Origin of the sequence: Agrobacterium pusense, from assembly GCF_013285525.1 — a bacterium.
Taxonomy (GTDB): Bacteria; Pseudomonadota; Alphaproteobacteria; order Rhizobiales; family Rhizobiaceae; genus Agrobacterium; species Agrobacterium pusense.
This window is the reverse complement of sequence record NZ_CP053856.1, coordinates 451,410-472,378: the sequence shown is the minus strand read 5'-3', so window position 1 is coordinate 472,378 and position 20,969 is coordinate 451,410. Positions and strand designations below refer to the sequence as shown.

The window sequence follows — 20,969 nt, the reverse complement described above, 5'->3', positions numbered from 1 at the left end:
TTCAATGCTTGCCGGCTGCGTTGCCCGCGCCAAAGCGTATTTCGAGAATGGTTTTAAGAACGAGGGTCACCAGAGCCAGACCGGCAAGCAGCGTCGCAACGGCGAAGGATGCGCCGATATTGTACTCATTATAGAGTATCTCGACATGCAGCGGCATGGTGTTGGTCTCGCCGCGAATATGGCCTGAAACCACCGAGACAGCGCCGAACTCGCCCATGGCACGGGCGTTGCAGAGCAGCACGCCATAAAGCAGGCCCCATTTGATGTTCGGCAGCGTGACGTACCAGAAGGTCTGCCAGCCGGATGCGCCAAGCGAAATCGCCGCCTCCTCGTCACCATTGCCCTGATCCTGCATCAGCGGGATCAACTCGCGCGCGACAAAGGGAAAGGTGACGAAGATGGTGGCGAGCACGATGCCCGGCACCGCAAAGAGGATCTCGATGCCGTAACTCTTCAGCCATGGGCCTAGCACGCTGTGCGAGGAAAACAGGATGACGTAGACCAGACCTGATATGACCGGAGAGATCGAGAATGGCAGGTCGATCAGCGTGATCAGGAATGCCTTGCCCTTGAACTCGAATTTCGCGATGGCCCAGGCGGCCGCTACTCCAAAAATGAGGTTGAGCGGCACCGAAATAGCGGCGACGAGCAGCGTCAGGCGAATGGCGGAAAGCGCATCCGGCTCGAAAATCGCCTCCCAGAAGCTTTCCGTGCCCTTGCGGAAGGCTTCGAAGAAGACCGAAACCAGGGGCAGGACGAGAAATGCGGCGAGGAAGACGAAGGCGATGGCGATCAGTGCCAGCCGCGCTGGCAGGCTTTCGCTGGCGGGATCGCGAAACGGACGCGGCGTGGTGCGGGAAACAGTCTCAGACATAACCGTACCTCTTGCGGCTCCAGGCCTGAATGAGATTGATGAGGAACAGCATGGCAAAGGAGATGATCAGCATGATGGTGGCGATGCCAGTCGCAGCCGCATAATTGAACTCCTCCAGCCGGATGACGATGAGGAGCGGCGCGATTTCCGAGACGTAGGGAATATTGCCGGCGATGAAGATGACCGAGCCGTATTCTCCGACACCACGCGCGAAGGCCAGCGCAAACCCCGTTAGGATGGCGGGTGTGAGGCTCGGCAACAGAATGCGGGTTATGGTCTGGAAACGATTGGCACCGAGCGTTGCTGCCACCTCCTCCACCTGCCGGTCGATCTCCTCCATCACCGGCTGCACGGTGCGCACCACGAATGGCAGGCCGATAAAGATCAACGCGATGACGATGCCAGTCGGCGTGAACGCAATCTTGATGCCATAGGGCTCAAACAGCGAACCGACCCAGCCGCGATTGGCGTAAAGCGCCGTCAACGCAATGCCCGCGACCGCCGTTGGAAGCGCAAAGGGAAGGTCCACGATGGCATCCACGAAGCGGCGACCGGGAAAGCGGTAACGTGTGAGAACCCAGGCGACGATGACGCCGAAGACCACATTGACCAATGCGGCGAGGAACGCCGTGCCAAAACTGACGCGCAACGCATTCAGCGTACGGCTATCCGTGGCAATCGCAATGAAATCTGCAAAACCGAGTTTCGCCGTGGACCAGATAAGGCCGCCAAGCGGAATAAGAATGATGAGAAACAGATAGGTGACGGTGTAACCAAACGTCAGGCCGAAGCCCGGTATGACGCTCGACTGCCGCCACTTCCACCTGCTTCCGGAAATATTATTGCTCATCAAGGCTCCGGATAATCTTAGTTTTTGAACATTCCCGGGACAGTCAACCGAGGTCCGCCTGTCCTGGAGGTGCTCTCTGGGAGCCGGTATTCCCCCGGCGCTTATTATAAAGTATCGACCGGCACGGCGTCCGGTCGATCAGGTTCTGATTTGTCTTGTCCCGTGGGACGGGGTGACTACGTTTCACCCCATCATCCACTTACTTCGCGGGCTTGTAAATCTGGTCGAAGATGCCGCCGTCACCAAAATGTTCCGGCTGCGCCTTTGCCCAACCGCCGAAGATCGGGTCGTCAATGGTGACGAGCTTGATGTCAGGCAGCTGCTTGAGCAGGTCCTTGGAGACAACGGCCGGGTTGGACGGACGGTAGAAGTGCTTGGCCGCAATATTCTGGCCCTCGTCGGAATAGAGATATTGCAGATAGGCTTCGGCTGCCTTGCGGGTGCCCTTGGCGTCGACATTGGCGTCAACCACGGCGACCGGCGGCTCGGCAAGGATCGAGATCGGCGGAACGACGATATCGAAAGCGTCAGCACCGAATTCCTGGCCGGCCAGATAGGCTTCGTTTTCCCAGGCGAGCAGCACGTCGCCGATCTGGCGCTGTGCGAAGGTTACCGTGGAACCACGGGCGCCGGTGTCGAGGACCGGCGCGCGCTTGTAGAGCTCGCCGACATAGGCCTTGATCTTGTCCTTGTCGCCCTTGAACTCTTCATTGGCCCAAGCCCAGGCAGCGAGATAGTTCCAGCGCGCACCGCCCGAGGTCTTCGGATTCGGCGTCACGATCTGTACGTCGCCCTTCACCAGATCGCCCCAGTTATGGATGCCCTTCGGGTTACCCTTGCGAACGAGGAAAACGATGGTGGAGGTGTAAGGGGAGGAATTATGCGGCAGGCGGCCGCGCCAGTCCTTGTTGATCTTGCCGGAATTCTGCACGATGGCGTCGATGTCGCTCTGCAGCGCCAACGTCACGACGTCGGCTTCCAGACCGTCGATGACCGAACGGGCCTGCTTGCCGGAGCCGCCATGCGACTGCTGGATGGTGACGTCCTCGCCGGTGTCGGCCTTCCACTTCTTGGCGAAGGCTTCGTTGAAATCCTTGTAGAGTTCACGAGTCGGATCATAGGACACGTTCAGCAGCTTGGTCTGCGCCGCGGCCGAGCCAGCTGCGCCAAGTGCCAGTGAGAGGCTGAGCGCGACAACGCTCAAACCGGACAGAAGCTTGGACATCGGTATTCCCTCCTGATTGCGATGGCTTAACTCTACCGGTTGAGTAGAGTTGGTCAATGAGGCCGAATACGATCGAAAAAGTGTTTCCCTTGAGCGTTTCTCCGGGCAACAAATACAGCGCAGCATAAGCGAAAGGCGCAACAAGCGTCGTGTAAAACTTTGCTGAATGCAAAAGCGTTTCACATTTTTGCCGGTTTTTTGCCGCGATGGCGAAAAATATTGAGGTGTTTTAGACGAATTTTTCGTCAGGCCGTCAAAAGCTCGGGCACTTCGACACCGGCCACCGCATCTGCAACGGTGGTGTTGAACAGGATGTTGCGCGTCGCATCGGCCACACGGGCGAAGACGTGGCGGATCTCGCACTGCTTCTCGCCGTCGCAATCCTCGCAGCGGCGATAGGCGGTCTGGGAGAGGCAAGGCAGAGGAGCAAGGGGGCCATCAATGAGCCGCAGCACCTCGCCGAAAGTAATATCATCCGCCGGGCGAGCCAGAAGATAACCACCCTGCTTGCCGCGCCGGCTTTCGACAAGGCGTTCCTTCTTCATTTCGAGAAGGATCTGCTCCAGAAACTTTTTCGGAATGGCCTGTTCGCGGGCAATGTCGGAAATCTGCACAGGACAGCCGCCGTCGGCCTTGGCCAGCGAGAGAAGCGCCCTCAGCGCATATTTTGCCTTCTGCGAAATCATTGTAGAACCAGTAGATCACAAGCCCGGATACCCGGCAATCACGGCTTAGCGCAGAAGTTGTCACAATTCAAATCCAGGCTGCGAACAAGGTGAACGGGCATCTTTTGCTCATAGCACGCGCGCGAGAGGCATTTTTGCTCTGAAGTGCAGCGCACAAAGACTGTCATTTCTCGTCCAAAGCGCCGATTTCAACAATAATCGGCCATGGAAATCCCGGACGTGACAATGACCATCAATTCAGCAAATGCCTCTGCCGATGCCGCTTCCCTTGATGCCACGCTTGCCGGGCTCGATCTGGCGGGTCGGCTTTCATTTATCGCCGGCCTTGGCGGGCGCGCGGTCTTCACCACCAGCCTCGGCATCGAGGATCAGGTCATCACCGCGGCGATCGGCACCCACCGCCTGCCGATTGACGTTGTCACGCTGGAAACTGGCCGTCTTTTCAAGGAAACCGTCGATCTCATCGATGAAACCGAGGAGCGTTTCGGCATCGAAATCCGTCGTTTCCGTCCCGAACAGGACGATATAGACGCCTACGCCGCAAAATACGGTCTCAACGGCTTCTACGAAAGCGTTGAGGCGCGTCATGCCTGCTGTCATGTCAGAAAACTGATCCCGCTCGGCAAGGCGCTTGATGGTGCCGCATTCTGGATCACCGGCCTGCGTCGCGGCCAGTCGGGCAATCGCGCCACGACGCCGTTTGCCGAATTCGACGCGGATCGCAATCTCATAAAGATCAACCCTTTGGCTGACTGGGATATCGATCTCATCAAGGCGCATGTCGCCCAGGAGAACGTCCCCATCAATCCGTTGCATCAGCGCGGTTACCCGTCCATCGGCTGCGAGCCGTGTACGCGCGCCATCAAGCCCGGTGAGCCTGAGCGCGCCGGACGATGGTGGTGGGAAAACGACGAGAAGCGCGAATGCGGTCTTCACGTCGCCGGTGCGGAGCAGACCTCCGCTGTTTCCGCCATCCCGCAACGATAATCATTCAGTACATTCCCGGAGTTCACAATGTCCAACGCAGTCCACGAGACGGACAGCAAGAATACTGTCGCATCCAAGCCGCCGCTCGATCCCCATCTGAAGGCGCTTGAAAACGAAGCTATTCATATCTTTCGCGAAGTCGCAGCCGAATTCGACAAGCCCGTGATGCTCTATTCCATCGGCAAGGACTCGTCCGTGCTGCTGCATCTCGCGCGCAAGGCGTTCTTCCCCGGCCGCATTCCCTTCCCGCTGCTGCACGTCAATACCGGCTGGAAGTTCAAGGAGATGATCGAATTCCGCGACAATATCGTCAAGGAATACGATCTGGAGCTGATCTCCCATACCAATCCGCGCGGCGCGGCGGAAAACATCACGCCCTTCACCCACGGATCGGCGCTTTACACCGACATCATGAAGACGGAAGCCCTGCGTCAGGCGCTGGATGCCGGCCAGTTCGACGCCGCCTTCGGTGGTGCGCGCCGCGACGAAGAGGCGAGCCGCGCCAAGGAACGCATCTACTCTTTCCGTACGCCCGACCATAAGTGGGACCCGCGCAACCAGCGGCCGGAACTGTGGAACATCTATAACGGCATGGTCCGCAAGGGCGAAAGCGTGCGCGCCTTCCCGCTCTCCAACTGGACCGAAGTGGATATCTGGCGTTACATCGAGGCGGAAAACATCCCGCTGGTGCCGCTCTATTATGCCGCTGAGCGCCCCTATATCGAGCGTGACGGGATGATGATCCTTGCCGAAGACGAGCGCCTGGAGCTTTTGCCCGGTGAAGAGATCAAGCGTGGCTCAATCCGCTTCCGCACGCTCGGCTGCTTCCCGCTCACCGGTGCGATCCGTTCCGAGGCGGCGACGCTTCAGGATGTGATTGCCGAGCTCGAAATCGCCACCGTTTCCGAACGTCAGGGCCGCGCGATTGATCGCGACCAGTCCGGCTCGATGGAGAAGAAGAAGCGTGAGGGGTATTTCTGATGACCGCTTCTGCCACCACCAACATTTCCACGGCCACCATTTTGCCCTTTGCCGAACATTCGAAAGCAGCGCGCGACACCCGCCCGCTTCGTCTCATCACCTGCGGCAGCGTGGATGACGGCAAGTCGACCCTGATCGGCCGTCTCCTCTGGGACACCAAGGCCGTCAAGGAAGATCAGGCCGCGACACTGCACCGCGACAGCGGCAAGCAGAACGATCTCGGCCTGCCCGATTTCGCGTTGCTGCTGGATGGTCTGCAGGCGGAGCGCGAGCAGGGCATCACCATCGATGTCGCCTATCGTTATTTCGCCACCGACCGACGCGCCTTCATCGTGGCCGACACGCCCGGCCATGAGCAATATACCCGCAACATGGCGACCGGCGCTTCCACGGCCGATCTCGCCGTGCTGCTCGTCGATGCGCGCACCGGCATTCTGGAACAGACCCGCCGCCACGCCACCATCGCGGCGCTGATGGGCATCCGGCAATTCGTGCTGGCCGTCAACAAGATCGACCTGACGCATTACGACAAGGCCGGTTTCGAACTGATCGCCCACGAGTTCCGCGATTTCGCATCCGATCTCGGCATCAAGCAGATAACCGCCATTCCGATGTCGGCGCTGAAAGGTGAAAACGTCGTTCTGTCAGGCAAGGCTTCCATGCCCTGGTATGAAGGCCCGACGCTGGTGGAAACGCTGGAACTGGCGACCGTTCGCTCCGCGCAATCGGGCGGCTTCCGCTTTCCCGTACAACGCGTCTCGCGTCCCGGCGAAAGCTTCCGCGGTTATCAGGGCACGGTTGCGGGCGGTTCGGTTAAGCCGGGCGACAGCGTGGTTATCCTGCCTTCCGGCATGGTCGCCAACGTCAAGCAGATCGTCACGTTCGATCTGGTGCGCAATGCCGCCGTGGCGGGTGATGCCGTCACGCTGGTGCTCGATCGTCAGGTGGACGTCTCGCGCGGCGACATGATTGTCTCCATCGAGGCGCAGCCTCAGACTGGCCTTGCCTTCGACGCGCAGATCGTGGCTTTGCAGCCCGGAGGCATCGAGGCCGGCAAGCGCTACTGGCTGAAAAGCGGCAGCCGCCGACAGCGTGTCAGTGTGCAGCCCGTCAGCCAGCTGAACCTCAAGGAAGGCGAATGGCAGGCGCATGAGACGTCGCTGCCGATGAACGCCATCGGCAAGGTCAGGCTTTCCTTCGATGAGACGGCGATCTTCGATCCCTATGAACAGAACCGCTCGACGGGTTCCTTCATCCTGATCGACCCCGACACCAACAATACGGTGGCGGGCGGCATGATTTCAGGAAAGCGCAATACTGGCGCGACGGAAGAAAAAGGCGACCGGGTCATTCTCTCGCTGCCTGCCGATCTCGCGGAAAAGCTGCTGGCGAGCGAGCTTCTTGCCAAGCACCGCGACGAGATCGACATCCGGCGCACGGATGCGGCAACAGCCTCACGGCTCATCAGCGATCTCGACTGAGAATGCCGGCATGAACGACAAAAGGCGACCACGGTGTGGTCGCCTTTTTGTTTGGGTCCAGTCGTCAGATGCGACTTAAAACACGAACATATAAAGCAGAATGATCACGAAGATCGGAACGCCCATAGCCCACAGTGCAATACCCTTCAGCATGTTATCCTCCATTGTTGTATGTTTGGATAACGGCTGAGGAAGCTTTCCGATCCATCTGCTTTGCGGATTTTTACGGGTTGTTTCTCGGCGGCGCAGAAGGGCGCTCGTTCATTCGGCGTTCATGGGCAAAAGGCGAATTTGCCCTCGGTCGCTCCGCCAAGCGGCCGAACAGAGGCTCGTTGCTTGAAAATGCAGCGGGCCTCTTTTTTGATCGCGATAAGTTGATCACGGCGATGGCCCTGAAACTCAGGGCTCGCGACTGTCACGGGTAACTTCTTGGATTGTGGACCTGAATTGACACTTCTAAGACGGTCCGTGTCGCGCGTCCCCTGAAACAGGCCGCGACATTGGGGCCTGGCGCTTGGCGGAGCGACGGGCCTCTTTTATTCGCGCATACGGAAAAGTGGAAGCGCAGGAAGTTGCGACAGCCTACCCAACTGGGCTCCGAGGCATGGGCGACGAATGCGTTCAAACCGGCTCTGATGCGACCGGCCCGGTTGATGTATGACGATTTGATATGGAGGTTTTCAGCAAGTATCGGGATTTTTTGCAAGCCGCTGATTTATCGGGCTTCTAGCTGGTCGGAGTGAGAGGATTCGAACCTCCGACCCCCACGTCCCGAACGTGGTGCGCTACCAGACTGCGCTACACTCCGTGACCAGCGGCGCTTCTATAGACCAGCCTCCGGCATTCGACAAGCGGCTTATTGCATTTTTTATGACAAGTTTTCCCCACCTGCTGAAACAGCCCCGGCAGGCACCGGCGGCACCGGGCGGAAGGCTTCAAAACGTTACAAAAAAGCAATTGTGGCAGGAAATTTTCATCGGGCCGCACAGCTCCCCTGCCCGCCGCCGCCAAATCTGCTAGGGGAACGGAATGACCGGCGGGATGCCGGACACGGCACAAAGGACATTTCACCATGCTATTTCGCAGCGTAACGCTTGCAGCGTTTGCCATTGCGCTCTCGGCCTGCACCACTTCCACCGATGGCTCCACGCCCTCCTTCACCCAGAAGAGCCCGGTTGAGACCCGTTGGGTCGGCCAGTCCGCAGGTATTTTCTTCGCCAAATTCGGCCCGCCGCTGAGCGACACCGAAAGCGGCAGTTCCACCGTCTACAACTGGCGCGGCGGCTACAAGAAGGCGACGATTCCGGCGAAGTTCGAAGAAGGCAAGGATGGCAAAAAAGGCCGGCAGATTTCGCCCGCCCGCACCGCCTCCCTTTCCTGCACGGTGCAGCTGGTCGTCTCCAGCGATTACAAGATCACCGCCGTGCGCACGATCTCCGATCGCCCGGGCGTCAACGGTCCGAGCTACTGCGCGGAATTCCTCGCCGCCAACTGATCGTCAGCCACAAGCCAAAATGCACGAAGGCCCGCCCGAACCGGCGGGCCTTTTCACTTTTTCGGGATTTCCGTCATTATTCTGAAAAAAATTGTGCCTGAAGCGGCACCTTGCGGATCGCAACTCACTGGAAAGGGTGCTGGCGCTGCGTTTTTGGCAAAATCCCGCCAGGGAACGCTTTCAACCGTTTGAAAGCCGCAACTTATCTTAACAATCATCAAAATGATAATCGGCATAACCGAGAGATCGGCCGTCCGCCGCGGCAAAATCCGCACAAAACCGCTTGAACTGGGGTGGATGAGTCCGGGTTGTGCCGGTTTGCGCTTTGCTATAACGGGGCGGTCGGGAGGAGTGTTTTTAACACAAAACAAGAATCAGGTATGGCCGTGACTCCCATCGATCAAGACAAATCCCAGCTCACTGATCTCTCCGAGGAAACTTCCCTCTCCCACGCATTGCCGATGAACCGCAGACAGGTTCTGGGCGGTGCTCTCGCCGGACTTGCCGCGGCAGCGCTGCCCTCTTCCGCGCTTCTCGCCAATACGACTGCCAAGAAGGTCGACGTGCTTCTCATCGGTGGCGGCATCATGAGCGCGACGCTCGGTGTGTGGCTGCGCGAGCTGGAGCCCACCTGGTCGATGCAGATGCTGGAGCGGCTGGATGGCGTGGCGCTTGAAAGCTCCAACGGCTGGAACAATGCCGGCACCGGCCATTCCGCGCTTGCCGAGCTGAACTACACGCCTGAAGACGACAAGGGCAACATCAAGATCAGCCAGGCGATCAACATCAACGAATCCTTCCAGATTTCCCGGCAGTTCTGGGCATGGCAGGTGCGCAACGGCGTTCTGAAGAACCCGCGCTCCTTCATCAACCACACGCCGCATATGAGCTTCGTCTGGGGTGACGAGAACGTCGCCTATCTGGAAAAGCGCTACCAGGCGCTGAAGGCGAGCCCGCTTTTCGCGGGCATGGAGTTCTCCACCGATCCAGAGCAGATCAAGAAGTGGGTGCCGCTGATGATGGAAGGCCGCGATCCTTCCCAGAAGATCGGCGCAACCTGGTCGCCGCTCGGCACCGACATGGAATTTGGCGAAATCACCCGCCAGTTCGTCTCGCATCTGCAGAGCGACCAGAATTTCGACCTGCAGGTCAATAGCGAGGTTTCCGACATCCAGCGCAATGCCGACGGCAGCTGGCGCGTGACCTATACCAACACCAAGACCGATGCCGAACAGATGGTGGATGCGAAATTCGTGTTCATCGGCGCCGGCGGCGGCGCGCTGCATCTGCTGCAGATGTCCGGCATTCCGGAAGCGGATGATTATGCCGGTTTCCCTGTCGGCGGCTCGTTCCTCATCAACGAGAACCCCGATGTGACGATGCAGCATCTGGCCAAGGCCTATGGCAAGGCCTCGGTGGGCTCGCCGCCCATGTCGGTGCCGCACCTCGATACCCGCGTGCTGGGCGGCAAACGCGTCATCCTGTTTGGACCTTTCGCCACCTTCTCCACCAAGTTCCTGAAGGAAGGCTCCTATTTCGATCTCGTCTCCTCCGTGACAACCAGCAATGCCTGGCCGATGGTGCGCGTCGGCATCGACGAATATCCGCTGGTCGAATATCTCGCCGGCCAGCTGATGATGTCGGATGACGACCGTTTTGCTGCGCTGAAGGAATATTTCCCGAATGCCAAGCAGGGCGAATGGCGCCTGTGGCAGGCAGGCCAGCGCGTGCAGATCATCAAGCGCGACGAAGAAAAGGGCGGCGTACTGCGGCTTGGCACCGAAGTGGTTTCCGCCGGGGACGGCAGCATCGCCGGCCTGCTCGGCGCTTCGCCGGGCGCCTCCACCGCAGCGCCGATCATGCTCAGCGTTCTGGAAAAAGTCTTCAAGGACAAGGTGGCAACGCCGGAATGGCAGACGAAGCTGCGCCAGATCGTGCCGAGCTACGGCACCAAGCTCAATGACGACCCGGAAAAGGTACGTGAGGAATGGGCCTACACCGCCGAGCACCTGCAGCTGCCGACCCCGCCGCAGATCGATCTTGAGGCCCTGAAGGGCGCCGGTGCGGCGCCTGCGGGTGCACCCGTGAAGAAGGTGCCTGATATCGCGCTTTAAGGGTTAGGTGCGATTTAGGATTGGACGCCGCGTGCCTCTGGATGCGCGGCGTTTTTTGTTGATCTAATTCTTGATACTGAAATATCTCGTCGGCCAATCTTGGTGGTAATAATTGCTACCAATTCGATGGAGAGCTTAGATGGCCAATGTTGAAAAGATCAGCGTCTCGATGACTCCCCAGCACGCCGAAATCTTGCGTGACGCCGTGGAAAGCGGTGCTTATGCCAGCAGCAGCGAAGTCATCCGTGAAGCGATGCGAGACTGGTCGGCAAAATGGGTTCAGCGACGCGACGACATTGCCAAGCTGCGCGCATTATGGACCGAAGGCAAAGCCAGTGGCAATTCAACCGAAGTGGATTTCGACGAGGCGCTCAATGAAGCGCGTGCAGAACTGGCCCCGTTGAAAAATCATGACCATTAAACTTTTCTGGTCGCCCCGCGCGCGCAGCGATGTGAAGAAAATCTATATCGATATCGGCAAATCACAGCGCCTTGCCGTTCCGCGCCAAAGCGGAGCGCTTGGTCGACCATCCTCACCTCGGCGAGCGCCGCCCGGAAATTTTCCCATCCGCCCGCATGCTGGTTGAAGCGCCTTACATCATTCTCTACGAAACCGTGCCGGATACCGATGGCGGCGAAATATATTCCGTGGAAATCGTTCGCGTGATCGACGGTCGCCGGAACCTGCAAACGTTGTTCTGACTTGGGGATAGATGGCTGGGGCGCCAGGATTCGAACCTGGGAATGCCGGTACCAAAAACCGGTGCCTTACCGCTTGGCGACGCCCCAACAGGGCAGCGAGAGCGAAACGCCGCTGCCTGAACCGCGCCTGATTAGCAAAGCCTGCCCGGCGCGGCAATGACCCGGCGACCAATTTTTTCACAAAATTCAAGCTTTTTGGGTGCCGTGTCGAAGTTCGCATGTTAGGGCTTGGCCGTGACGCGGATGAGGCCGCGGCGCAAGCATGCATGGCATTTTTTCAGGAGGTCTCGATGGCGGACCCGGCATTCGATCTCGATTTCCAGCCGGCCTATGGCGAGGCGGTTCCCGTCGCCCCGCTCATCCAGCGCATCACCGTCAACAATCCTTCCGCCTTCACCTTCCATGGCACCAATTCCTATATCGTCGGTGACCGTTCCATCGCCGTCATCGATCCCGGCCCGGAGGATGAGGCGCATTTTCGGGCGCTGATGGCCGCGCTCGAAGGGCGCGAAGTCACGCACATCTTCGTCAGCCACACCCATCGCGATCATTCGCCGCTTGCCCGCAGGCTGGCGCAGGCGACCGGGGCGCTGACGGTGGCTGAAGGCCCTCACCGCGCCGCCCGGCCACTTTATGTGGGCGAGACCAATCCCTTTGCCGAAAGTTCCGATACGACTTTCGCGCCCGACATTGCGCTGGGCGACGGGCAGAGCCTTTCCGGTGACGGCTGGACATTGACGGCGCTGCATACGCCGGGCCACACCGCCAACCACGCCGCCTTTGCGCTTGAGGGCAGCGGCATCGTGTTTTCGGCCGATCACGTCATGGCCTGGGCCACCACCATCGTCGCGCCGCCTGATGGGGCGATGAGCGACTACATGGCTTCACTGGAGCGGTTGCTGACCCGCGACGACCGGTTGTTCCTGCCAGGCCATGGCGGCCCGGTCACCGATCCCGCCGCCTTCATGCGGGGCTTGCGCGCCCACCGCCGCATGCGGGAAAAGGCGGTGTTGAAGCGGATCAGGGACGGCGACAGGCTGATCGCCGACATGGTGAAGGTGATCTATGCCAGCACCGACAAGCGTCTGCATGGGGCGGCGGCACTTTCCGTGCTGGCGCATATCGAGGATCTGATCGAGAAGGGCGAAGTTCGGACGGATGGCGCGCCTTCGCTCACGGGTGAATATTTCCCGGCGTGACGGGGTTTTAACTAGCCAGCTCTCAAGGTGCTTTCGTGATTGCCGCCCCTTCGGTGGGGAGCGAGCGGGGCGCCACCTGTTTCTTCTCCCCGCCGGGGAGAAGTCCGCGGCAGCGGGATGAGGGGGCAAGCTCTCCGAAAATCTCCGCCGTTACCCCCTCATCCGGCCCTTCGGGCCACCTTCTCCCCGGCGGGGAGAAGAAACGAGCGGCGAAGTCGCGATCCATTCGGCCGACGTGTAGCTTTGCCTTCCGGCCTCAATTATCGTTCAGACCCTGCATCTCCGCATCCAGAGCATCGAGATAGGCCTCGGCAATCGCCGCACCCATGCCAAGATCGTGCGGGCCGTAGCGGGAGGCGACGCGGACATCGACGATGGTGGTTTCCGCCTCTTCCTTCAGGCGAATGAGGATATCGAAGCGCAGGCCCCAGATGCGGGTACGGGTTTCACCCTGCATCAGCACCACGCCGCTGCCGTTGAAGAAGGTGGGCAAAGGCGCGTCGGTCGGGCGGGCCATGGGCACGGGCACGATGGAGGGCAGGTCTTCCACCGGCGCATCGTCGGCGGGCTGCTGCCTGTCCTGTGGTGGCACCCCGACAGCAGGGGCATCCTCCGCCCCGATCACACCCTTCGTATGGGTAATGCGGATATTCTGGGAGGCGGCCATTTTTTTGGCGGCGGCGTAGATGCGGTCTATCGCGCCTTCATAACGGCGCCCGGCAAGGCTGGCATAGGCCTCCATCTGCACATCGCGATCAGCCTTGGTAATGGTCGCGGGCCGCACCAGCCATTGCTGGTTGGCGGCCGGTGTCGCCAGCCACTCCGGCACATCGCTCAGGTCAGTGGAAATGTCGTAAATCTTCGGCTGCTGCCAATAAAGAAAGGCGCCGTAGCCGACAACGCCGAGCGGCAGGGCCGAGAAAAGCAGCGCCGCCAGCGCCGAAAGGCCGCCGCGTGCGCCTCTGGTCCATAGCCGCTCGAGGCCGATCAGCGCCAGAAGCACGGCCACAAGAGCGATAACGGCGGCAATGAGGAGCAGCCCGACAAGATCAGGCGTCGTCAGCGGCCCGAAACGGTGGATGCCGGCGGCGATGAGAAAAAGCGCCAGTGCCGCCAGGCCCAGATAGCGGGAAAGATAGGCTGCAACCGAAAAAGGCCGGACGAAACGCACAGTCATGGAAGCGGATATCCGTTAGATCGCATTGGCTAAGAGGCGTTGCACCCGGGTTCTGGCAGGGAATCACCTGCATATGATGTCATAGACCGGAATTGCGGCGAGGAAAACAAAGGAGGGGGCGATCTGCGGGTAAAGCGTGCCCCCCGAAGACCTCTCTTCCATCATGCCGGACATGATCCACTTCTGTCCGGGTTAAATTTCCGGACAGGTCGCAGTTCCCTTGAGGTCGGTGATTAAGCGTGAAGACCCGCTCAACGTCATCCTCGGCCCTGTGCCGAGGATCTAACCACCTCAAATAAAATCAATATGTCGGCAGACCTAGGGACAGGCCCGAGGATGACGTCGGCGCAATTAGCATGACTTTCCCTGCGCGACGGACTGAGAGGCCACGCCAACAAGAAGCAGGAATATTTTTCGCATTGCCGCTGCGTCAGGGAATAATTCCCCGACAATGCAACAAATACGCACGTTCATCCCTTAATTGCTGAGGAAATCGGCGTATTCTCGGCGACCTCCCTCGAGAATGCTTGTAAAAAATGCAACATTCTCGCTTTCTTGCACAATAAAGAGACATGTCATGTCACAGGCAACGACCTCTGCCCGCCCTTCGGGGCATAAACCCTTTTATCGCAATTTTGGCTTTCAGGTTCTGATAGCCATGGTCATCGGCCTGCTGCTTGGCCTTGTTGCCCGCAATATCGGCCCCGACGCCGCCGGCAGCCCCAACTGGCTCTCGGTGACGCTGCAGACCATCGGCAGCATATTCGTCCAGCTGCTGCGCGCACTCGTGCCGCCGCTGATCTTTACCGCCATCGTCGCCTCCATCGCCAATCTCAAGAACCTCTCTAATGCGGCGAAGCTCGTCTGGCAGACGCTGCTCTGGTTCGCCATCACCGCTTTGATCGCGGTCGTCATCGGCATCGTGCTCGGTCTTGTCATCCAGCCGGGCGTCAACACGGCGATCGCCAATACGGCAGCGGCAGCACCGTCCTCCACCGGTTCTTGGCTGGACTTCCTCAAGGGTCTCGTCCCGGCCAACGTCTTCGGCCTCGAAGCATCTACCAAAATCAGCAATGGCGCGGCCAGCACCTCGCTGAATTTCAACGTCCTGCAGTTGCTGGTGGTGTCGATTGCCTTCGGTGTCGCGGCGCTGAAAGCCGGCAAGGCGGCGGAGCCGTTCCTCGCCTTCAACCAGTCGCTGCTCGCCATCGTGCGTAAAATCCTGTGGTGGGTCATCCGCCTTACCCCCATCGGCACCATCGGCCTGCTTGGCCGCGCAGTTGACCAATATGGCTGGACCACGCTGTCGCAGCTCGGCTGGTATGCAGCGGCCGTCTATATCGGTCTCGCACTGGTGCTTTTCGTCGTTTACCCGGCGCTGCTTCTCGCGCATGGCCTGAAGCCCTCGCGCTTCTTTGCGGGCGCATGGCCGGCCATCCAGCTCGCCTTTGTCTCGCGTTCCTCCATCGGCACACTGCCCGTCACCGAAACCGTGACGGAAAAGAGCCTCGGCGTGCCGCGCGAATATGCCGCCTTCTCCGTGCCGCTCGGCGCAACGACCAAGATGGACGGCTGCGCCGCGATCTATCCGGCAATCTCGGCGATCTTCATCGCGCAGTTTTTCCAGGTGCCCCTCGGCATTCAGGAATATGTGCTGATCGTCTTCGTTTCGGTGCTCGGTTCCGCCGCAACGGCCGGACTGACCGGCGCGGTGGTTATGCTCACGCTGACGCTCTCCACGCTCGGACTGCCGCTCGAAGGTGTGGGCCTGCTGCTCGCCATCGACCCGATCCTGGACATGGGCCGCACCGCGGTCAACGTCGCCGGACAGGCGCTGGTGCCCACCATTGTCGCCAAGCGTGAGGGCATTCTCAACGAGGCCGTTTATAACAACGCCAAGGACATCGACGCACTCGATGACCGTGAAGTGGCGACGGCCTGACAGCAATAGTCGCGGGGCGTTTCCGATAAAAAGGAGACGCCCTGCGTTGGCCGCTTCCTTTGCCCCATTAAAGTTAGGGGTTGACGGAGATGGCTTCATCAATAGCCATAACGACACGGACAAAGCGCAGCTTCAGCGGAACGTATGCATGGTGAAACGTAACTGGATCTATGTCGGCCTGCTCGTCTTTGTCTCAGTCGGGCTTCTTATCGACGCGGCCATCTGGCCCGCCGGACCGCCCAGTTCCTTTACCGCAAACGATCTGGTGCAGATGATCGGCATCATCACCCTGTTTGCGTGGTGGCAGATAGAGGATGCCGAAAAGCGGGGTTCCCGACGCAGCTCTGCCGTAAAATTCGCGACTATTCTGCTCGCGCCTGTCGGCCTTGCCATTTATCTCTATCAGACCCGCCGCTGGACACGCGCCACCCTCGGCCTGATCGCATTCATGGGCGGTCTTCTTCTCGCCGGCATCCTCACGCTTCTGTTGAGTGACTGGCTCATTCAGCAGGGCTTTTTCCCGCCCTCCTTCCTGTCCAGATATTAAGCACAGCGGAGGTGCCTGCGGCGGCCTATCGACGCAACTTTCCACCCCGCCGCGGCTTTTCCCCGTCTTAAAACAGGCGTATCAATCTCGGCAATAAGTGCCGTACGGCTGTCATATCAGGGAGAAACAAAATGCGCTTTTCCATCGTCTTCGGTGCGCTTGCCGCCATGCTGGCGCTCACCGCATGCCAGACGCTGACACCGGAAGAGCGCCGGGCTCGGGATGAGGCGACATGCCGGGGTTACGGTTTCCGTCCCGGCACTGACCCGATGGCCGGTTGCCTTCTCGATCTGGAAATGGACCGCCGTGCCGACAACCGTGCCTGGCAGGCGCAGATGAACCGCGACATGTTCTACCGTCCCGTGGTGGTGGAGCGGCGCATCATCGTCCAACAGAACCCCTGACGGGGATAAAGGCGACATTGCTTGCCACCTGCCCTTCTTCCGCCCGCGCGGCAAGCGTCGCCTGCGCGGCGGCTAGGCGGGCGATGGGCACGCGAAAAGGCGAGCACGAGACGTAATCAAGATCGGCATTTTCGCAGAAATGGATCGAGGCCGGGTCTCCGCCATGTTCGCCGCAGATACCGAGCTTCAGTTCTGGCCGCGTTTGGCGGCCGCGTTCGGCGGCGATGCGGATCAATTCACCCACGCCATCGAAATCGAGCGAAATGAACGGGTCGCGTTCGATGATGCCCTTACGCTGATAGGTATTGATGAAGCGCGCCGCATCGTCGCGGGAAATGCCGAAGGTCGTCTGCGTCAAATCGTTGGTGCCGAAGGAGAAGAACTCGGCCGCTTCGGCAATGACATGGGCGCGCAGAGCCGCACGCGGCAGCTCGATCATGGTCCCCGTGAGATATTCGATCTCCATGCCGGTTTCTTTCGCCACCGCCGCGGCGACGCCGTCGATGACCGCAGTCACGTAATCCAGTTCCGAACGCAGGCCAACCAGCGGCACCATGATCTCAGGCACGACGGGCGCGCCGGTAATGCGCGCCGCCGCAACGGCCGCTTCGAAAATGGCGCGGGCCTGCATTTCGGCGATTTCCGGGTAGGAGATGGCGAGACGGCAGCCGCGATGGCCGAGCATGGGGTTGAATTCGTGCAGCGCATCCAGCCGCTGGCGGAACACCGTCTGCGGCATGCCCATGGCGGCGGCAACCTCGACGATTTCACCATCCGTCTTCGGCAGGAATTCGTGCAGTGGCGGGTCGAGCAGGCGGATCGTCACCGGCAGGCCGTGCATGATCTGGAAAAGTTCGGTGAAATCCGAGCGCTGCATCGGCAGAAGCTCATCGAGCGCCGCCCGCCTGCCCTTTTCGCTTTCGGCGAGGATCATCTCGCGCATGACATGGATGCGATCGCCCTCGAAGAACATGTGTTCGGTACGGCAGAGGCCAATGCCCTCAGCGCCAAAGGCGCGCGCGGCGCGGGCGTCGGCGGGCGTGTCCGCATTGGTGCGCACGGTCATCCGGCGCAGCTTGTCCGCCCACTCCATCAGCTTGCCGAAATCACCCGAGAGTTCCGGCTGCGTCATCGGCACTTCGCCTTTCAGCACCCGGCCGGAGGAACCGTCGATGGTGATGACATCCCCCCGCTTCAGCATGCAGCCGACGCCGATCAGCACCCTGTTGCGCATATCGACCCGCATGGAGCCGGCGCCGGTGACACAGGGAATGCCCATGCCGCGCGCCACCACGGCGGCGTGGCTGGTCATGCCGCCGCGCGTCGTCAGAATGCCTTCGGCGGCATGCATGCCGTGAATATCTTCCGGGCTGGTTTCGATGCGTACCAGAATGACGCGGCGTCCTTCGGCCTCGGCGGCGACCGCCTCTTCCGCGGTAAAGACGATCTCACCCGTTGCCGCCCCTGGAGAGGCGGGCAGGCCGGAGCCGATGATGGGACGGGATGTGCCGGGATCGATGGTGGGATGCAGCAGCTGGTCGAGCGACGACGGCTCGATGCGGCAGACGGCTTCGTCCTGCGAAATCAGCCCTTCCTCCACCATATCGACCGCAATCTTCATGGCGGCACGGGTGGTGCGCTTGCCGGAGCGGGTCTGCAGCATCCAGAGCTTGCCGCGCTCGATGGTGAATTCAAGATCCTGCATGTCGCGGTAGTGGGTTTCCAGCCGCTTGCAAATCGCCAGGAATTCGGAAAAGGCCTCCGGCATCAGCTTTTCCATGGATGGCTTGTCGGAGCCGGAGGCCAAGCGTGCGGCCTCGGTGATGGATTGCGGCGTGCGGATGCCCGCCACCACGTCTTCGCCTTGCGCATTCACGAGGAATTCGCCGTAAAGCTCCGCCTCGCCTGTCGAGGGGTTGCGGGTAAAGGCGACGCCGGTTGCCGAGGACGAGCCGAGATTGCCGAAGACCATGGCCTGAACGTTAACGGCCGTGCCCCAGTCGCCGGGAATATTGTGCAGGTGCCGATAGGTCACGGCACGGTGGTTGGTCCAGCTGGCGAACACGGCGCCAATTGCGCCCCAAAGCTGGACGTGACAATCCTGCGGGAAGGCTTCGCCGAGCTCATCTTCGATCAGCTTCTTGTAGAGCGAAACGACGTGCTGCCATTCGACCGCCGACATGTCCGTATCGTATTCATGGCCAAGCCGGCCTTTTTCATCTTCGAGGATTTCCTCGAACATTTCATGGTCGAGACCCATGACGACATCAGCATACATCTGGATGAAGCGGCGATAGCTGTCCCAGGCAAAACGCGCGTCGCCCGCATCGTGGCCCAATGCCTCGACGGTGCGGTCGTTGAGACCAAGGTTCAACACCGTATCCATCATGCCGGGCATGGAGGCGCGCGCGCCGGAACGCACGGAGATGAGCAGTGGCGACTGGCTGCCGCCGAAGGTCTTGCCGGTCACGATTTCCATACCATGCAGGCCGGCCATGACCTGAAGCTTCAGGTCATCCGGGAGATCGCGGCCGTTCTTGTGATAAAGCGCGCAGGCGTCGGTAATGATGGTGAGGCCGGGGGGAACAGGAAGGCCGAGACTTGCCATTTCGGCAAGGTTTGCGCCCTTGCCGCCCAATATCGCAACGTCACCTGCCCGGCCTTCGGCAGCACCGTTGCCGAAGGTATAAACCCATTTTTTCATTCCACGCTCTCCACCCAGAAGCGTTGTCATTTTTCTATCATCTACAGCATTGGCGGCACGTTGGGAACGCCGCAACGCGTAGTTTACATCGCAGTGCAGCATAATTGCGGCGAATTGCGCGCCAGAATTGCCTTAAACAGGACATAACAGCAGCATTGACGCATTCGTGTAGTGCGCTGAAACGGAGTGTTACCTAAGCCATTCAAATCGCCGACAAAGAGATTATTCATGCAATTTACCCGCCGCCACACGCTTAAATTTGCCGGAATTTCCTGCGCCGCCACCGCCCTTGCCGGTGCGCTTAGAGCCGAGGGCGGAGCTTCCGCCGCCGTCGATCCCACCCTGCCCTTTGCGCTGACGACGCCGATGCATATCGGCAAGGCGGCGCTGCGCGTGCGCGAACTCGATCCGATGATCGATTATTACCGTTCGGTGCTGGGTATGAACGAAGTGGAACGCACGGCAAGGGGCGTGACGCTGGGTGTCGGGACCGTGCCGCTGCTCGATCTCGATCACAAGCCGGCAGCGGATTTCGAGAGCCCCACCTCTGCCGGTCTGTTCCACGTCGCCTATCTGATGCCCTCCCGCAAGGATCTGGCGCGCTGGCTGGTGCATGCGGCGCTGAAGCAGGTGCCTCTGACGGGTTTTGCCGATCACAATGTCAGCGAGGCGATCTATCTCAACGATCCCGAAGGTAACGGCATCGAGGTCTACAGCGATCGTCCCACGGACACATGGGTGTGGAGCGGCAACGTGGTTAAAATGGGCACCGAGCCTCTCGATGTCGATGATCTCGTAAAGCTGACCGATACCAAAAACAGTGATTATGACGTCGCCCCCGCGGGAATGCGCATTGGCCACATCCACCTGCGAGTTGGGGACATCGCCGCTGCCCGCGCCTTCTACGAAGAGGCCGTCGGCCTCAAACCGACACAGGATGCGCGTGCCGACGCGTCTTTTCTCTCTTCCGGTGGCTATCACCACCATCTGGCGGTGAATACCTGGAACAGCCGTGGCGCAAAGGAACGCAACGCCATGGAAACCGGCCTCGACTGGTTTTCAATCACCGTTCGCAACCCCACCGATCTCGAGGCGCAGAAAACACGGCTGCGGGCCGCGGGTTATGTGCTGGTGGAGATGGAGAATAATGTCGTGGAAGCGATCGACCCCTGGGGTACAAGGTTGCGGCTTGTGCCGGGGTGAGTGATGGTGGCCTCCATGCATCATGGGCCGAGAAACTCGCACACTGCGCGGGCAATTGCAGCATGCCAGTGTTTACAGTGATTGGCTGCGTCGCCTCTCTCCGTCATTCCGGCCTTGAGCCGGAATCCAGTCGACGCGGCTCTCGCGCGACGGGAAGAGTCCTTTCAGCCCAAGGACTTGGGCTGGCTGGATACCGGCTCAAGGCCGGTATGACGGAAAGAGGCTTACTCCCCTGACACAATTGCCAATGCAAACCGCCGCGCAACCCTATGAACCTGGAAAAGAAAGCCTTGCGAGGCCACGGCAGCGGCCTCGCAAGGCATTCCATCCGGTACAGGAAACCGGATGGTGGGGTCTCAGGAGAACCTTTGGCTCTTGCGAAAGACATAGCAAACTGC

The 20,969-nt window shown here is 60.0% G+C and carries 17 protein-coding genes, 2 tRNA genes and 1 pseudogene; 12 read left to right on the top strand and 8 right to left on the bottom strand.

Features of this window, described 5'->3' with window-relative positions:
- Window position 1 precedes the first annotated feature (1 nt).
- The 4 genes from cysW to HQN82_RS02235 all read right to left on the bottom strand — a co-directional run bounded on the left by cysW (window position 2) and on the right by HQN82_RS02235 (window position 3,635).
- Window positions 2-874, bottom strand: coding sequence for a sulfate ABC transporter permease subunit CysW (cysW, locus tag HQN82_RS02250; protein WP_022555771.1), 873 nt, complete (start codon window positions 872-874; stop codon window positions 2-4).
- The gene (cysT, locus tag HQN82_RS02245; protein ID WP_006700003.1) at window positions 867-1,724 is read right to left on the bottom strand and encodes a sulfate ABC transporter permease subunit CysT; all 858 of its coding nucleotides are present in this window, start codon (window positions 1,722-1,724) and stop codon (window positions 867-869) included. Before cysT ends, cysW begins: the two co-directional genes overlap by 8 nt.
- Window positions 1,725-1,923: 199 nt before the next feature.
- A complete protein-coding gene (locus HQN82_RS02240) occupies window positions 1,924-2,949 on the bottom strand; it encodes a sulfate ABC transporter substrate-binding protein (RefSeq protein WP_004440447.1) in 1,026 nt (341 codons plus the stop codon).
- A 245-nt stretch (window positions 2,950-3,194) separates the two neighbouring features.
- Window positions 3,195-3,635, bottom strand: a complete 441-nt coding sequence (locus tag HQN82_RS02235) for an RrF2 family transcriptional regulator (RefSeq protein ID WP_004440445.1) — start codon at window positions 3,633-3,635, stop codon at window positions 3,195-3,197.
- A 204-nt stretch (window positions 3,636-3,839) separates the two neighbouring features.
- On the opposite strand from HQN82_RS02235, the gene HQN82_RS02230 reads away from it, so the two are divergent.
- Genes HQN82_RS02230 through cysN form a run of 3 tightly spaced genes read left to right on the top strand, consistent with a single transcriptional unit; the run spans window position 3,840 to window position 7,084 of the window.
- Window positions 3,840-4,622 (top strand): phosphoadenylyl-sulfate reductase, encoded by a 783-nt coding sequence (locus HQN82_RS02230; RefSeq protein WP_162699288.1) that lies wholly within the window; start codon window positions 3,840-3,842, stop codon window positions 4,620-4,622.
- A 27-nt stretch (window positions 4,623-4,649) separates the two neighbouring features.
- Window positions 4,650-5,603, top strand: a complete 954-nt coding sequence (gene cysD / locus HQN82_RS02225; protein WP_004440441.1) for a sulfate adenylyltransferase subunit CysD — start codon at window positions 4,650-4,652, stop codon at window positions 5,601-5,603.
- Complete coding sequence (cysN, locus tag HQN82_RS02220) at window positions 5,603-7,084, top strand: sulfate adenylyltransferase subunit CysN (protein ID WP_162749703.1); 1,482 nt, start codon at window positions 5,603-5,605, stop codon at window positions 7,082-7,084. Before cysD ends, cysN begins: the two co-directional genes overlap by 1 nt.
- A gap of 731 nt (window positions 7,085-7,815) precedes the next feature.
- Here the strand turns inward: cysN and HQN82_RS02215 are convergent.
- Window positions 7,816-7,892, bottom strand: a tRNA-Pro gene (locus HQN82_RS02215).
- Between the two features lie 264 nt (window positions 7,893-8,156).
- Between HQN82_RS02215 and HQN82_RS02210 the strand changes: the two genes are divergently transcribed.
- The 4 genes and pseudogenes from HQN82_RS02210 (at window position 8,157) to HQN82_RS02195 (ending at window position 11,395) form a co-directional block, all read left to right on the top strand.
- Window positions 8,157-8,579, top strand: a complete 423-nt coding sequence (locus HQN82_RS02210) for a hypothetical protein (protein ID WP_006699999.1) — start codon at window positions 8,157-8,159, stop codon at window positions 8,577-8,579.
- Between the two features lie 380 nt (window positions 8,580-8,959).
- Window positions 8,960-10,693: a malate dehydrogenase (quinone) gene (mqo, locus tag HQN82_RS02205; RefSeq protein ID WP_162699286.1), complete on the top strand. Its 1,734-nt coding sequence runs from the start codon at window positions 8,960-8,962 to the stop codon at window positions 10,691-10,693.
- A 139-nt stretch (window positions 10,694-10,832) separates the two neighbouring features.
- Entirely contained in the window at window positions 10,833-11,114 is a 282-nt protein-coding gene (locus HQN82_RS02200) for a type II toxin-antitoxin system ParD family antitoxin (protein WP_112765549.1), read from the top strand.
- Window positions 11,104-11,395 (top strand): annotated as a pseudogene (locus HQN82_RS02195) (type II toxin-antitoxin system RelE/ParE family toxin). The gene HQN82_RS02200 and the pseudogene HQN82_RS02195 overlap by 11 nt, the downstream one beginning before the upstream one ends.
- Window positions 11,396-11,407: 12 nt before the next feature.
- Here HQN82_RS02195 and HQN82_RS02190 read toward each other — a convergent pair.
- Window positions 11,408-11,482: transfer RNA gene (locus HQN82_RS02190), tRNA-Gln, on the bottom strand.
- A 203-nt stretch (window positions 11,483-11,685) separates the two neighbouring features.
- Between HQN82_RS02190 and HQN82_RS02185 the strand changes: the two genes are divergently transcribed.
- The gene (locus tag HQN82_RS02185; RefSeq protein ID WP_173614490.1) at window positions 11,686-12,594 is read left to right on the top strand and encodes an MBL fold metallo-hydrolase; all 909 of its coding nucleotides are present in this window, start codon (window positions 11,686-11,688) and stop codon (window positions 12,592-12,594) included.
- A 256-nt stretch (window positions 12,595-12,850) separates the two neighbouring features.
- Here HQN82_RS02185 and HQN82_RS02180 read toward each other — a convergent pair whose 3' ends face one another.
- Window positions 12,851-13,771, bottom strand: a complete 921-nt coding sequence (locus HQN82_RS02180) for a DUF1499 domain-containing protein (RefSeq protein WP_173614489.1) — start codon at window positions 13,769-13,771, stop codon at window positions 12,851-12,853.
- Window positions 13,772-14,348: 577 nt separating this feature from the next.
- Here HQN82_RS02180 and HQN82_RS02175 point away from each other — a divergent pair.
- The 3 genes from HQN82_RS02175 (at window position 14,349) to HQN82_RS02165 (ending at window position 16,664) form a co-directional block, all read left to right on the top strand.
- Entirely contained in the window at window positions 14,349-15,713 is a 1,365-nt protein-coding gene (locus tag HQN82_RS02175; protein WP_004440424.1) for a dicarboxylate/amino acid:cation symporter, read from the top strand.
- A gap of 148 nt (window positions 15,714-15,861) precedes the next feature.
- The gene (locus tag HQN82_RS02170) at window positions 15,862-16,260 is read left to right on the top strand and encodes a hypothetical protein (protein WP_035209442.1); all 399 of its coding nucleotides are present in this window, start codon (window positions 15,862-15,864) and stop codon (window positions 16,258-16,260) included.
- 131 nt (window positions 16,261-16,391) lie between these two features.
- The gene (locus HQN82_RS02165) at window positions 16,392-16,664 is read left to right on the top strand and encodes a hypothetical protein (RefSeq protein ID WP_004440421.1); all 273 of its coding nucleotides are present in this window, start codon (window positions 16,392-16,394) and stop codon (window positions 16,662-16,664) included.
- On the opposite strand, the gene ppdK is transcribed toward HQN82_RS02165, so the two are convergent.
- Window positions 16,642-19,368 carry a pyruvate, phosphate dikinase gene (gene ppdK, locus HQN82_RS02160; protein WP_004440419.1) on the bottom strand — a complete coding sequence of 909 codons (2,727 nt, stop codon included), beginning with the start codon at window positions 19,366-19,368 and terminating at the stop codon, window positions 16,642-16,644. The genes HQN82_RS02165 and ppdK overlap by 23 nt on opposite strands.
- A gap of 228 nt (window positions 19,369-19,596) precedes the next feature.
- Here ppdK and HQN82_RS02155 point away from each other — a divergent pair, with 228 nt between their 5' ends.
- Window positions 19,597-20,571 carry a VOC family protein gene (locus HQN82_RS02155; protein ID WP_072494059.1) on the top strand — a complete coding sequence of 325 codons (975 nt, stop codon included), beginning with the start codon at window positions 19,597-19,599 and terminating at the stop codon, window positions 20,569-20,571.
- Window positions 20,572-20,969: the final 398 nt, after the last annotated feature.

What these genes read in the sequence shown, in the direction of transcription:
- cysW (WP_022555771.1), bottom strand. Translation starts at nt 874, where the DNA reads ATGTCTGAGACTGTTTCCCGCACCACGCCGCGTCCGTTTCGCGATCCC.
- cysT (WP_006700003.1), bottom strand. Translation starts at nt 1,724, where the DNA reads ATGAGCAATAATATTTCCGGAAGCAGGTGGAAGTGGCGGCAGTCGAGC.
- HQN82_RS02240 (WP_004440447.1), bottom strand. Translation starts at nt 2,949, where the DNA reads ATGTCCAAGCTTCTGTCCGGTTTGAGCGTTGTCGCGCTCAGCCTCTCA.
- HQN82_RS02235 (WP_004440445.1), bottom strand. Translation starts at nt 3,635, where the DNA reads ATGATTTCGCAGAAGGCAAAATATGCGCTGAGGGCGCTTCTCTCGCTG.
- HQN82_RS02230 (WP_162699288.1), top strand. Translation starts at nt 3,840, where the DNA reads ATGGAAATCCCGGACGTGACAATGACCATCAATTCAGCAAATGCCTCT.
- cysD (WP_004440441.1), top strand. Translation starts at nt 4,650, where the DNA reads ATGTCCAACGCAGTCCACGAGACGGACAGCAAGAATACTGTCGCATCC.
- cysN (WP_162749703.1), top strand. Translation starts at nt 5,603, where the DNA reads ATGACCGCTTCTGCCACCACCAACATTTCCACGGCCACCATTTTGCCC.
- HQN82_RS02210 (WP_006699999.1), top strand. Translation starts at nt 8,157, where the DNA reads ATGCTATTTCGCAGCGTAACGCTTGCAGCGTTTGCCATTGCGCTCTCG.
- mqo (WP_162699286.1), top strand. Translation starts at nt 8,960, where the DNA reads ATGGCCGTGACTCCCATCGATCAAGACAAATCCCAGCTCACTGATCTC.
- HQN82_RS02200 (WP_112765549.1), top strand. Translation starts at nt 10,833, where the DNA reads ATGGCCAATGTTGAAAAGATCAGCGTCTCGATGACTCCCCAGCACGCC.
- HQN82_RS02185 (WP_173614490.1), top strand. Translation starts at nt 11,686, where the DNA reads ATGGCGGACCCGGCATTCGATCTCGATTTCCAGCCGGCCTATGGCGAG.
- HQN82_RS02180 (WP_173614489.1), bottom strand. Translation starts at nt 13,771, where the DNA reads ATGACTGTGCGTTTCGTCCGGCCTTTTTCGGTTGCAGCCTATCTTTCC.
- HQN82_RS02175 (WP_004440424.1), top strand. Translation starts at nt 14,349, where the DNA reads ATGTCACAGGCAACGACCTCTGCCCGCCCTTCGGGGCATAAACCCTTT.
- HQN82_RS02170 (WP_035209442.1), top strand. Translation starts at nt 15,862, where the DNA reads ATGGTGAAACGTAACTGGATCTATGTCGGCCTGCTCGTCTTTGTCTCA.
- HQN82_RS02165 (WP_004440421.1), top strand. Translation starts at nt 16,392, where the DNA reads ATGCGCTTTTCCATCGTCTTCGGTGCGCTTGCCGCCATGCTGGCGCTC.
- ppdK (WP_004440419.1), bottom strand. Translation starts at nt 19,368, where the DNA reads ATGAAAAAATGGGTTTATACCTTCGGCAACGGTGCTGCCGAAGGCCGG.
- HQN82_RS02155 (WP_072494059.1), top strand. Translation starts at nt 19,597, where the DNA reads ATGCAATTTACCCGCCGCCACACGCTTAAATTTGCCGGAATTTCCTGC.